At 36.2% G+C, this 13580-nt stretch carries 10 protein-coding genes, 1 pseudogene and 1 riboswitch; of the genes and pseudogenes, 2 read left to right on the top strand and 9 right to left on the bottom strand.

Annotation, left to right across the window (positions count from 1 at the left end; translation table 11 throughout):
* Positions 1-161: 161 nt before the first annotated feature.
* The 4 genes from metE to D1839_RS14210 form a co-directional block, all read right to left on the bottom strand.
* Complete coding sequence (metE, locus tag D1839_RS14195; protein WP_120380601.1) at positions 162-2450, bottom strand: 5-methyltetrahydropteroyltriglutamate--homocysteine S-methyltransferase; 2289 nt, start codon at positions 2448-2450, stop codon at positions 162-164.
* Between the two features lie 138 nt (positions 2451-2588).
* The gene (locus tag D1839_RS14200; protein ID WP_120380602.1) at positions 2589-4445 is read right to left on the bottom strand and encodes a bifunctional homocysteine S-methyltransferase/methylenetetrahydrofolate reductase; all 1857 of its coding nucleotides are present in this window, start codon (positions 4443-4445) and stop codon (positions 2589-2591) included.
* Positions 4442-5569, bottom strand: coding sequence for a PLP-dependent transferase (locus tag D1839_RS14205; RefSeq protein ID WP_120380603.1), 1128 nt, complete (start codon positions 5567-5569; stop codon positions 4442-4444). Before D1839_RS14205 ends, D1839_RS14200 begins: the two co-directional genes overlap by 4 nt.
* A 191-nt stretch (positions 5570-5760) precedes the next feature.
* Entirely contained in the window at positions 5761-5949 is a 189-nt protein-coding gene (locus tag D1839_RS14210) for a YezD family protein (RefSeq protein WP_120380604.1), read from the bottom strand.
* Between the two features lie 180 nt (positions 5950-6129).
* Positions 6130-6233, bottom strand: a riboswitch (SAM riboswitch).
* Between the two features lie 309 nt (positions 6234-6542).
* On the opposite strand from D1839_RS14210, the pseudogene D1839_RS14215 reads away from it, so the two are divergent.
* Positions 6543-7118 (top strand): annotated as a pseudogene (locus tag D1839_RS14215) (ATP-binding cassette domain-containing protein).
* 123 nt (positions 7119-7241) lie between these two features.
* Here D1839_RS14215 and D1839_RS14220 read toward each other — a convergent pair.
* The 3 genes from D1839_RS14220 to D1839_RS14230 form a co-directional block, all read right to left on the bottom strand.
* Entirely contained in the window at positions 7242-7949 is a 708-nt protein-coding gene (locus tag D1839_RS14220) for a Crp/Fnr family transcriptional regulator (protein WP_286168735.1), read from the bottom strand.
* 255 nt (positions 7950-8204) lie between these two features.
* Positions 8205-10109 (bottom strand): heavy metal translocating P-type ATPase, encoded by a 1905-nt coding sequence (locus D1839_RS14225; RefSeq protein ID WP_120380605.1) that lies wholly within the window; start codon positions 10107-10109, stop codon positions 8205-8207.
* Between the two features lie 994 nt (positions 10110-11103).
* Complete coding sequence (locus D1839_RS14230) at positions 11104-11325, bottom strand: heavy-metal-associated domain-containing protein (protein WP_120380606.1); 222 nt, start codon at positions 11323-11325, stop codon at positions 11104-11106.
* A 356-nt stretch (positions 11326-11681) separates the two neighbouring features.
* On the opposite strand from D1839_RS14230, the gene D1839_RS14235 reads away from it, so the two are divergent.
* Complete coding sequence (locus tag D1839_RS14235; RefSeq protein WP_120380607.1) at positions 11682-11996, top strand: hypothetical protein; 315 nt, start codon at positions 11682-11684, stop codon at positions 11994-11996.
* A 528-nt stretch (positions 11997-12524) separates the two neighbouring features.
* Here D1839_RS14235 and D1839_RS14240 read toward each other — a convergent pair.
* Both D1839_RS14240 and D1839_RS14245 read right to left on the bottom strand, forming a co-directional pair.
* Positions 12525-12992, bottom strand: a complete 468-nt coding sequence (locus D1839_RS14240) for a DUF600 domain-containing protein (RefSeq protein ID WP_120380608.1) — start codon at positions 12990-12992, stop codon at positions 12525-12527.
* A 10-nt stretch (positions 12993-13002) separates the two neighbouring features.
* Positions 13003-13580 (bottom strand): DNA/RNA non-specific endonuclease (locus D1839_RS14245; RefSeq protein ID WP_199690183.1); only part of this gene is annotated, 578 nt, incomplete at its 5' end.

Genomic DNA, 13580 nt, shown 5'->3' on the forward strand with positions numbered 1-13580 from the left:
TCAGCCCTACTTCAGAGTTTACTTTAGGGCGAAGGGGTTATGCCCGTGTAAATGAAAAAAACATGGCTAGTGCAAGTAATTGATCAGCTGTACATATACTGAATAGAAAATTTTTCGTCGTAAAATCAACCCTTCACGAAAATTTTATTCTAGCAACAAGATTACTTTTGAGAAGCTAATTGGTAATTTCGCACTTCTTTTGCAGCTTGCACCATAACTCTTAAGGCGGCAATGGTTTCGTCTTCTTTTCGTGTTTTTAAACCACAATCTGGGTTAATCCAAAATTGATTAGGTGCGATTGTTTGTAATGCACGATGAATATTTTGTTTAATTTCGTCAACAGATGGAATACGTGGACTATGAATATCATAAACACCTAAGCCAATTTCTTTTTGGTACGTATTATCTTCAAAGGTAGAAACCATTTCACCATGACTCCGTGACGTTTCAATTGAAATTACATCTGCATCAAGATCATCAATACAATCAAAAATATCTTCAAAATTGGAATAGCACATATGTGTATGAATTTGTGTATCGGCTCTGGCGGTTGCCGTTGCGAGGCGAAAGGCAAGTGACGATTCTGTTAAATATTCATCCCACTTTGTTCGATGAAGCGGCAATCCTTCACGTAAAGCTGGTTCATCTACCTGAATAATGTTAATTCCATTTTCTTCTAAAGCCTCCACTTCCTTTTGCAATGCTAAAGCAATTTGTTTCATAATTTCATAGCGTGGTGTTGTATCGTGAACAAAAGACCAGTTTAAAATGGTTACCGGCCCCGTTAACATTCCCTTCACCGGACGTTTTGTTAATGACTGTGCATAAACGCTCTCCTTCACTGTTATCGGTTTATCCCAAGACACATCTCCAAAAATCAATGGCGGTTTGACACAACGTGAGCCATACGACTGCACCCAGCCAAACTCTGTCACAGTAAAGCCATTCAATTTTTCCCCAAAGTATTCCACCATGTCATTTCGCTCAAATTCACCATGAACGAGAACGTCGATATCGAGTTTTTCCTGAATTTTGATCCAGCGCTTCATTTGCTCCTTCACAAACTGTTCATACGCTTGTTCCGTAATCTCGCCTTTTCTCCATTTGGTACGTGTTTTTCTCACTTCAGGCGTTTGCGGCAAACTGCCAATGGTCGTTGTCGGCAGTAACGGCAATTGTAAACGTTGCTTTTGCTTTTCAATCCGTTCTGCAAATGATACGGTTCGGTGTGCATCATCACTTGTTAAATTGGCTACTTTTTTTCTTACCTCATGATTGGATTGATACGTCTTTATTAATTGTTTAATTGCTTCACTCGCTTGATTTAAATCGGCTTGGACGGAAACCGTACCATGATTCAGGACTTTCGCTAACGTAACTACTTCTCCTAGCTTCTCATCAGCAAATGAAAGTCCGTCATAAATGACATTATCCAGCTTTTGTTCTAATGTTTTTGTTACCGGAACATGCAAGAGCGAACAAGATGGTTGAATAATAAGCTGGTCATGATGAACTAGTTGTCTAATTACTTCCAATATCGTGCGCTTTTCTGCTAAATTAGCTCGCCAAACATTACGTCCATCAATAATCCCGGCTGCTAACACCTTATCCTTGGGAAATCCATACGTTTTTAATAGTTCTAAAGAATTTCCGTGAACAAAATCCATGCCAATCGCTTTTACTGGGAGGCTCACAATTTTTTCATAAGCAGTTATTTTTTCAAAATACGTTTGTAAAATAATCTGAGCATGAGGTACGTGTTCAGCAAAAGTCTGATACACTTTTTCAACTATTGCGATTTCTTGTTTCGATAATTGCGTTACTAAGATTGGCTCATCTATTTGAATCCAAGATGCTCCCGCTTCGACAAGTTCCTGTAAGATCTGTACATATTGTGGTATAAATTTTTCCACAATTGTTGAAAACTCCTGCTGGTCATACCCCTTTGCCAGCTTTATAAATGTAATTGGACCTAAAAGGACGGGCTTCCCATCAATACCTAGTTTTTCTTTAGCTTCTTGATAAAAGGTTAAAGCACGATTCTCTACTATGGAAGGCGTGACGCCATTTAATTCTGGAACGATATAATGATAGTTTGTGTTAAACCATTTCGTCATTTCTGAAGCGACCGCCCCATCTGTTCCACGCGCAATAGCGAAGTACGTGTGCCCATCTACTTTTCCACCAGTATAGTCAAAGCGTTTCGGTACGATTCCAAACATAATGGCTGTATCTAAGACATGGTCATATAAGGAAAAGTCATTAACCGGAATTAAATCGATTCCTTTTTCCTGTTGTTTTTTCAAATTGCGTAAACGGATTTCTGTTGTCTTTTCGATTAATTCCATCTCCGAAATAACTCCACTCCAAAAATTTTCTAATGCTCTTTTCCATTCGCGATTTTCTCCAATTCTAGGATAACCAATATTCGAACTCTTTATTTTTGACATATATACTCCTCCACTTTTTATATAATAGAAAATCATGAGATACACATTATTGATTATTGACCTTCTCTCTTGATAGGTTAATTAATGATGTTCTAAACCACTATCCTTTAGATTTTGATGTGTACTTATTCTTAAAACTTACCCTAAACTAATGTGAGGATAAGCTTGCTTGCACCGCATGGAATTTGTTTTTTGATGAATATAGTTAACTAATTCGACTATCATATCATAGCGCATAAACGGAGTGATAAGATATATCCCGTGAAAATGTTCAAAAGCTGTATCAAGTAGCTCTTTCGAAATAGCAATGCTTTCGTTTGTTGATTGTTCTCGATTTCCTTCTGCTGCTTTCATACGGGATCGAACTTCATCCGTAAGCTTTATCCCCGGTACTTCATGATGTAAAAACTCAGCATTTTTTGTAGACGTTAATGGCATAATTCCAATAAAAATTGGTGTCTCTATATGTGAAGTCGCTTGTTTCAAAGCAATTATTTTCTCTTTACTATAAACGGGCTGTGTCATGATATAGTCAGCACCACTTGCTATCTTTCTCTCCAATCTTGCAACCGACTTTTCTACATTATTCACGTTGGGATTAAAAGCTGCTCCCACTGTAAATGAGGTATGTTCTCTTAGGGAATCCCCGGAAAATGACATGCCTTTATTTCCTCTTTTAATTAACTCAATTAACTTAAATGAATTAACATCAAAAACAGAAGTTGCTCCTGGAAAACTGCCAATTTTAGTTGGATCACCTGTTATAGCTAAAATTTCATGAATTCCTAAAATGTCTAATCCCATCAAATGTGACTGTAAGCCAATTAAATTACGATCTCTGCAAGCTAGATGGACTAACGGTCTGAGCCCCTGTTCTTTAATCATCGTTGCAACAGCTACATTACATATTCGCGGTGTGGCAAGCGAATTATCAGCAAGTGTCACTGCGTCGATTCCAGCTTCTTTTAATGCTTGTATTCCCTGGTGATATTCTGTCATATCTAAATGTTTCGGAGCATCTAATTCAACGATAATGGTATGTCGTTTTTTTGCTAATTCTGCCAGCGATTTTTCTTTTCGTTTCCTTTTTACAATTACTCTCTCTCGCTTCGAAATTTCTACCACTTTTTCTGTAATCGGGTCCGTATCTTTTAATCCTTCAGCTAATGCTTTAATATGGTCAGGAGTTGTTCCACAACAACCACCTACTAAACGTACCCCTTGCTCTCGCAATTGGCCGGCACACTGTTTAAAATAAGCCGGTTCATTTTCGTAATAAAGTACGCCATCCCGATATGCAGGCAAGCTTGCATTTGGATATGTAGCTAAAAAAGCCTTTTTTGGTAAAGGAACCGATTGTAAGGATGTAATCATTTGGGATGGTCCAAAACGACAGTTAACGCCAACAACATCCGCCCCCAAAGATTCCAGTTGCTGTAACGCTTCAGCCAACGGTATTCCATTTTCCAAAACTCCCGGAACGTGCATGGACACATTTGCAATAATAGGAATTTCTGTTTCCTCCCTGGCAATTTCCAACACCGTTGTTAACTCATCAAGATTATAATAGGTTTCTAAAATAAGCCCATCTACTTCCTCTAAAAGTAAACAATATAATTGCTCTCGAAAGCTTCGTTTAATTTCCTCTTTTGTTTCATTTAATGCTTGAACGCCATGGATACCGCCAATACTTCCTAAAATATATACTCCTTTTTGCCGAGCTTGCTTTGCAATTTGTACTGCTTTTTGGTTCATCTTTTTAACTTGCTCTTCTAAGCCGTATCGTGCCAATTTAATATAGTTTGCTCCATATGTGTTTGTTTGAATGACTGTTGCTCCAGCATGAATATATGCTTCATGTACCTGTTGAACTTGATCTGGATGGGTTATGTTTAATTGTTCAAAACTTTGATCGATACCATACGAATATAACATCGTTCCCATGGCACCATCTGCAATTAAAATTTGCTCTTGTAACTGTTGTAATAAGCTCATGTTGGTTTCACCTCCTCCTTTACGATTAAATCAAAAGCTTGATTTAAATCTGCAATTAGATCATTTGCGTGTTCAATACCCACTGAAATCCGCAGTAAACGATTAGACAAACCATATGCATTACGAATTTTTTCCGGAATATCCATATGTGTTTGGGTAACAGGATACGTAATAAAGCTCTCTACTCCTCCTAGACTCTCTGCAAAGGTAAATAATTGTACAGCCTTTAAAAAAGGTGTTACATAAACTTCATCAAGAATTTCAAAACTGACCATGCCGCCCCGACCGGGATAGTAAACATCCGTAACAAGCGGGTGCTGTTGCAAATACGGAACGATTTGCTTTGCATTGGCTTCATGTTTTTCCATTCTAATGGCTAACGTTTTTATCCCCCGGATTAGATTAAAACAATCAAATGGCGATAGGACAGCTCCTATTGACTGATGGAGAAAAACAAGTTGTTCACTAAGCCTTTCCCCTTTGGAAATGACCAGTCCAGCCAACACATCATTATGCCCAGCTAAGTATTTCGTTGCACTATGAATGACGATATCAGCTCCTTCTTTAATCGGCTGTTGAATTAACGGGGTGTACAGCGTGTTATCAACAATTAAAAGCAGACCATGCTGCTTAGCGATGTTCGAAACTTTTACTAAATCTACTGTCTTCATTAGCGGATTGGTAGGTGATTCAATAAAAATTGCTTGTGTATTTTCTGTGATGCTTGAAGCTAATGTGTCATAGCAATCCCCATCCCAATAAGTAAATTCAAATCCATATTTATCTTGAAGCATTGCAAATAGCCGATAATTTCCCCCATAAATGTCTCGTGACGAAATAAAATGCGTATTTTTATGAAACAGAGAAAACACCAATTGTACTGCTGCCATCCCAGAAGCTGTAGCAAAGGCTTTGTCTCCGTATTCCAGCTGGGCTACTGCTTCTTCAAGTACATCACGAGTAGGACTTCCACAGCGGGAATAATCATAGCCCTCATTCGAGCTAATTTCTGTATGGCGAAAAGCAGTAGAGAAATAGACCGGCGTACTTACCGCATGAAATGCCTCATCTTTACGATTTCCAATTTGCGTGACAAACGTTTCTTGCCTACATCGTTCCGTCATTATATAAGCTCCTTTCTATGAAACAACATAAGAAAAATTGGAACAGGGTTAGCGTGTCTCATCCGCACGCGTAAACTTTTCATCGAATCCGCTTTTGAGTAAAAACTTATACGCTCTTACGTAGAACAATTTTCTAACATAGAAAAGGCATCCTACACCTTCTCTCATAATTAGATAGGTGAAAGATGCCTTTAGTTGTCTAATCGGCAGTTATTATTTACTTTTTGCAATGAACGATTGGTATTGGTAAACCGCTTTTTCTCCGTTGTGTCAATTTGCATAACCCTTCCATCATGAACGGTAATAACAACAGATCCGTATTCCATTTCATCTAAGCTTTTCCTTAAATATTGCCATTGTACGTCATCTAATTTACTCATTTTCCCATCTTCCCTTCTTTTCATTGTACAAAGTACAAGCACCAAAAATGATTTGGAACTTGTAAAGCTATTGCCCATTTTATTTAGGAAGAGTTACGTATCATTGATGATCCAATAAAAATATAAAAACCTCTTCCTAATAGAAATAAGAAGAGGTTGGTTAATTAATGTTTATCACTCTTCTTATCTTTCAGGCATTGTGCTTGCTGGAATTGGCACAGTACTTTAACAAGTCTGTTGCCGAGGCTTCAATGGGCCAGTCCCTCCACCTCTCTGGATAAGAAATACATGTATATTAAATTTGTTTATTACTTTACACGGAAAATATATCGTTGTCAATATTTTATTTATAATTTTGTGCAAATATTAACACAAATAGATTTTACACTTACATTATAGAAGCGCTTTTGAGGCTTGTCCATCAACGCTAAATAGGGGAGGGCCAGCTTACATTTATTCCTTGGCTCCGTGGGCTGGCATGAATAGTTATTAAAATTTTATTAGGAAGCAGGTGATGGATTTTGCCTATGGAAAAAGTCTTGTCGTTAAAAAATTTATCCATGAGTTATTGAAGCAAAAAAGTATTAAATGAAATTAATCTCGATATATCACCAGGACAAATTATTGGATATATTGGGATTGGGCCTAATGGTGCCGGAAAAAGCACCACCCTTAAAATTATGCTCGGATTAGTGGAAGAATATAGTGGTACGGTAGAAATCTTTTGGCGAAGATATTGCAACTAGTGATTATTCCTATAAGCGTAAAAAAATGCAGAGATTTATGATAATCTGACAGCAAATGAGTAGTTAACATTTATTGGTGAGCTTTACGGCATGGAGCAAAACGAACCAATAAACAAAGCCGAAAGCCTCATGCAACAATTTGGTATGGAAGATTTACATACACGTATTTCTTCGTTTTCCAAGGGAATATGGAAAAAAGTTTTAATTATTTCCAGCCTCTTACATAACCCAGATTTGATTTTTCTTGATGAACCATTAAGTGGACTGGATGCCAATAGTGTGATGATTATAAAAGACATCTTAGAGCAGCTAGTCGCACATCGGAAAACGATTTTTTACTCTTCGCATATTATGGATGTTGTTGAAAAGATTAGTAATCGCATTGTACTACTTCTAGATGGAGATATTGCCCCAGAGATGTGACAATATGTTCCTTGATAGCACGAAGTAATACTCAAATCCAAACCTCTATTAGTAATAAAAGCAATGATTTATTAACATACTCCCTTTTTCAATTAGAAAATATTTCAATTAAGAAAACAGTTCTCACATAAGCAGTAATGCGTCGACATCCAATATGTCAATTCGTTTTTGACTTTTTTTCTTAATGTAGCCTTTTCTTTCTAACTTCTTTAAAACTCTGCTTATCGTTTCAGGTGTTGTCCCGAGATAAGAGGCTAAATCTTTATAATTCATAGGTAGCTCTACTTGCTGATTTCGTGCATCCATATTCTCAACAAGGAATAGACCCAATCTCGTATCAACAGACTTTGTTGCAAAACGAGTTATTTGCATCTCCGATTGCTCCAGCCGGTTAGCAAATTCTTCTAGTATTTTCAACGAAATGGAAGGGTATTTTAATAATAAATTTTGCATAGCTGTACGACTAATCATGCAAACTTTTGCTGGTGACATTGCTTCAGCATATGCTTCATGTACTGTATCTTTGAAAATGGCTAATTCACCTGTGAAATCTCCTGGATTTAATATTCGAACGAGCTGCTCTTTCCCTTCATCTGAAAGACGATAAATTTTTATCTTTCCTATATGAGTGATATACAACCATTCAGCTTTATCGCCTGCACGGTAAATAATTTCTCCACGCTTGAAAGTAACAGCATGAACTGATTGCATAATCTCATCCATTTGCAGTTTATCTAAATGATTAAAAATAGGTACAACCGATACACAATAGTGGTCTGAACTATTTTTACAGGTTTCTTTAATGTTTGTTTCTTCCTTTGAATGCATCATAGGCTCCCCCTTTCCTAGATAATGTGAATCTTCAATCAGTAGGTTTTTCATTCATCCCCCATGGCTTGTTAATATCGTAATGATATGAACTAAAGGCCTCTTACGAAATAGACGTTTAGGTGCTATTATCTCCCAGTTAGACTTGTTGCAGTACTGAAATGGGAGCCTTACAGTACTTTATATACAGGCTAAAAATCATCAACACTCAAACATTTTCTGGTACTCTATAAATGCTCGGCAATGATTGTTACCTTCTTATCCTTGTAGCTGAAATTTTGTTGCTTGTTTTTTTAGTTGACTCACCCCAGATTTAAATCGAATGAGACGCATTCCATTTAGTATGACTAATAATACACTAGCTTCGTGAATAAACATACCTGAAGCTAAATGAATAGAACCATTCAATACTCCTAAAAGCAAGAGAAAAACTGTACCAACAGCAATCCATGTGTTCTGTTTCATATTTCGGATGGTTGCTTTTGCTAGCGCATAAGCATGGGAAAATTGCGTTAGTTTATCTGCCATAAGTACGACATCCGCCGTTTCCATAGAAACATCCGTTCCCCCATCGCCCATGGCTAATCCAATGTCTGCTGTCGCAATAGCCGGCGCATCATTAATTCCGTCTCCCGCCATCGCAACCGTATAACCAGCTTGTTTTAATTGTTTTATATAGTTTACCTTATCTTCAGGTAACAATTCTGCATGAAAGCTATCCAAATTTAATTTTCTTGCTACAAGGGCGGCTGTATGCCTATTATCACCTGTTAGCATGATCATCTGCTTAATACCATCATTTCTCATTTTTTGTAATGCCATATAGGCATCTTCTCTAACTTGGTCTGCTATAGAGACAGTACCTGCTATTTTTCCATTTATAGCAATAAAAACAACCGTATTTCCATTCTTTTCTTGACCTTCTTTATATAAAAGTACAGCTTCATTTAAGATGATGTCTTCTTCTCTCATAAGACTCTCATTTCCAATGCTCACTTCCCAACCTTCTACTACTACCTTAATCCCTTTTCCTTTTATAACCTCCCCATTTCCTATATATTCGCTAATCTGTAAGTTTCGAGAAATTGCCTCTTTAACGATCGTTTTTCCGAGGTGGTGTTCGGAGATCAATTCCGCTTGAGCGATGATCTGTAGTAATTCATCTTCTTGGAAATGCGGATCCCATACTTTGATTGCAGTTACTTCCGGTTTCCCCTTGGTTAATGTCCCCGTCTTGTCAAAAACGACCGTATCTACCTTGGACAACCGATCCATTACCTCCCCACCTTTAATGAGTACACCATGTTTTGCCCCGTTTCCAATTCCGGTTACATTTGATACTGGAGCACCGATAACAAGAGCACCTGGACAGGCAATAACTAAAAACGTAATCGCCATATGAAGATCTTGCAACAAGATATAGACGATAGCCGACAAAACAACTACTACTGGTGTATAAATTTGCGAAAACTTGTTTAAAAATTTCTCTGTTTTTGATTTAGAATCCTGCGCTTCTTCAACTAATTCAATTATTTTTGCAAAGGTAGTATCATCACCAATTTTTTCAGCAATCATTTCAATATATCCTTGATCAACAATCGTTCCAGAAAATACGTCATCACTTACTTTCTTTGCGGCAGGTATCGACTCGCCAGTTACTGTTGCTTCATTAATAGAGGCGCTTCCCTTTATTATTTTTCCATCTACTGGGATTTTCCCACCTGAATGAATGAGCACGCGCTCGCCAACTGCTACTTCTTCAACTGGAATTTTCATAGTCGTCCCATTACGAATAACATGAGCTTCTTGAGGAGCCATATCCATTAATTCTCTTAACGATGATCTCGTTCGCTCAAGTGTACGTGCTTCCAAATAATCACCAAATAAAAACAAAAAAGCCACGACAGACGATTCAATAAATTCCTGAATGAATAGCGCACCAATTACAGCAATCGTGACTAATAATTCAATACTAAATACCTTCATTCGCAACGCCTGGTAAGCTTTAATAAATATTGGCATGCCTGCAATAACCGTCGCAATAATTAAAAAAATATTCTTGATCATTTGTTCGTCAAATATACCTAAAAATATGCCAAGAGCGATAAAAGTAAAAGATATAGCCGTTAGAAGCTGTTTATATTTTTGAATAATAGCAACCACTTTCCTCATCCCCTTCAAGAAATAGTACAACTTTCTACTTTTATTCTAATCGCTCTCATCCTTTATGTAATTGATCTCCATCAAGTTCATAGTGTTTTTCCTGTAAGAAGATGGACTCAAAAGTAAACAAGGAGGTTTTTCGATGACACCGATAATCACAATACTTCTCAAGGGTTGGTATCTAGGAAAGTGCTTAAGAGGCTTAGCCGTCCATAAAGTGAATCTTTAATTAGTGGAGGTGGGGTTTTTCATTCATCCCTACTGATTGATAGTATCATAATGGTATGACATTTACGAAATAGAGTGTTTAGGTGCTGTTACCTCATTATGCTTGTTCCAATATAGATTTTCCAGTGCTTCGTGGGAGTCTTACGCACCATATTTAAGATAAACTTGTTAAAGTAGATGAAGTCTTCATTTAATACATAAGCCGCTTTTTAGCGCTAATGTTACAGGTGCTGCACTATGTTGGTTGTGCAAGAACCATTTTGCTCCCAATAAGTAAACAGCATATTAATTAGTGAAAAGAATACAACCCTACCTAAAATAAAAACTTACAATGAAAAGATATCTTTTCTATTTAATTATGTCTCCCATCCAGTTACGTGCCTCATCAAGAAAAAAATGGAAGTTACCAACATTAGAGCCAATCGATTTTTTCTATAACACAATGGAATGACTACCCTAATGTAAGTGGTTTCCTAATTGAAAATCTTCTTACAAGAGATGTAAGATGTGGCGCTACCTTTACATACTTGAATATGCATGATTTTAAACAAAAGGACGCAAATTACCAGAGAAATAAGCTACCCTTAAACCAAACATTTATCATTATAAGTTATTCAAACCGTACACTTTGATAACCTCATAAGAAGCCACCTAAATCAAAATCATTTAAATCTAAATCTTTATATAACTGTAATAGCTAACGACCACCTTATCAAAAAGCTCAGAAACCCTTATGAAAGGTTTCTGAGGAAATACTTTAATGATATTATGCAATTGTTTTAGATAAAACAGAATACCCTAATTTTGTGATTGCTTCTTCTAATTGTTCTATATTTGCTTTAGCGTCATCAAATTCCACTTTTGCTTTGCTCGCATTGAAAAGGACTTTTACCGTTTGAACACCTGTCACTTTTCCTAATGCTGTTTCTATTTTTCTAATACATGACGGGCAAGTCAATGGCTCTAATTGTATAATTGCTTTTGCCATAATTACAACCTCCTCATTTATGATTTACTTCAATTTTATTTGATTCCATAAAGAAAGTAATTGACGTATATCAAGTTTCTATATAGTTTTGCTTTACAATTAAAATATTGCAATAGCTGTGGTTGGTGGGTTAATAAAGTGAACCTTCAATCAGTGGAGATTTCTCTCTCATCTCTCACTGATTGTTAGTACCGTAATGATATGACCCCTAAAGATCTCTAAAGGAATCGAGCATTTAGGTGCTGTTATCTATCACTTAGACTGGATTCTCCAGTTCTTGAAGCGGGAGTCTTACAGCATCTTATATACAGGTAAAAAGGAAAAATGTTATCCTTTTTTTATGAGGAGTTAATTTTATGGAAAAGTTTACAGTTTGTGAATGGATGAAAGCTACCGGATTAACTGACGATGAAATCAATTTTATGGAGACAATAATAACATTTACTGCTATGCAAGAAAGTGGTTTAGTTAGTAACAAAATTATCAATTCTAAGGTTAATTTACTTTTTCCAGAAAGAAAATTTCACTTGAATGAAAAAATAAACTACGAGATACTTTTACATTTTTTAATAGAGAATGAAATATCTATAGATTTAAAGGAACTGTTAAACAGATACTATTCTCAAGGAATTTGTAAAGAACACTGTAAAAACTTATTAGCAAAGGTTTAAAGATGAAATCTAAAAGGTCTGTTCCTAGCATAATGCCGAACAGATCCTAGAAACTGCTAAAAAAATAATGTGTTTAATTTTACGGTAACCACCTTCATAGCAGGAGCTTTTTGTTTCGCACGCCGAGTAAGCTCAACGGATTAAAATCATAAAAGCCTTATTCAATATGAATCCTTTTGAATAAGAACTTATTTTTATTAAATACCAGTAGAAACGATTAAAAAGTTTAAAAGGAAGTAATTTGGTGTGTCGGCAAAAATGCCACAAAAAAATTTCGAGCAAACATAATTTTAAACTGTTTCAGCTCCTCATTATCTTGATTAACAACAAATCTCCTCCCCATAAAAACTACCTGATATTAAGGCAGGGAGTGCAGCACTAGTAAAGTCGCACATCTCTTTAAAATCGTTATAACATCATATAGGGCTTATACGGGCTAACTCTTTCTTGTAAGTAAAAAACGGTTTAATAAGCGCTAGGTAGCCGCAAAGGAAACCTTGAAAGGTTTAAGCCAATCAAGGTCTAGTTTTACAAATTATTTTCCTTCACTTCTTCGAACCATAAATCAAAGATATCATCTGGTAATAGCTCGTCATCATTCGAATAAACTAAATCATATCTATATTTTCCTTTTAAGCTATTTTTCTTTACATTATAATGCAATTTCATTTCTGTTGGCATATCTTTATTGAACTCTTCGCATTTTTTATGAATAAGCTTTAAATTTTGATTACCTATTCTTAGTGCAGCTTTCTGTCTTTCTCTCGAAACATCGAAAGCTCGATTGTGTGTACTATCCAAATCCTTTACAGCCTCGTTTAGTTGATTTTTATGAACAACCATTCCATTAATTTTATAGAAAAAATCAAAAACATACATATTGGGTTCATATGAACAATAAATAAAGATTTCATCTGCTTTATTATCGACATACTCTAAACAAATAGCCACCATGTCTGTTTGTAATTCTGAAAAATAGTCCTCAAACACCTTCACATAATCCCTCCTAGTTCTCTATGCTTGTGAACCTCATACGACCATCTATTTCATACTCTATATCAAAGCTACTCGGTCTTAAACTATTGCCTTCATAATTCACTTTTACATTAACGGAAACATTTTTTCCTTCTTCTATAGCTCTAGCCCAAATATTTTCTAACTTTTTGTATTTACTCAAATTAACACTACTTGATTGAGTTACAAGGTTATCTAATTCTGGTGAACCTCCAAACCTATCTGCAGCTAAGTGCCCAGCATGGTCACCATCTTCTTTGCCGGGCGTATTTGATTTATGAGGCAGCCTAATAACCCTTTCTGTTAGTTTTAAGTCCTCAGCATTGAATTCAGTAAGTCTTCCAAATTGATCTGTCTTGTACTGATAATTATATTCACCCGTCCTATATTTAATATTTGGTTTTAGTGTTCCATCTTTAAGTATATGACTTCCATCCCTTACTATATCTTCCGAAGCTTGATTAACCTTATTACCCGCACCCTTAGTCTCTACCCTTTCCCCTCCGCCATTCTTCATATTAACCATCTGCGTATTGACGTGATTTTCAAGATCTTTATCTCTAAGTATAA

Source organism: Roseburia sp. 1XD42-34 (assembly GCF_009917385.1).
In the GTDB taxonomy this organism is placed as follows: Bacteria; Bacillota; Bacilli; order Bacillales; family Amphibacillaceae; genus Virgibacillus.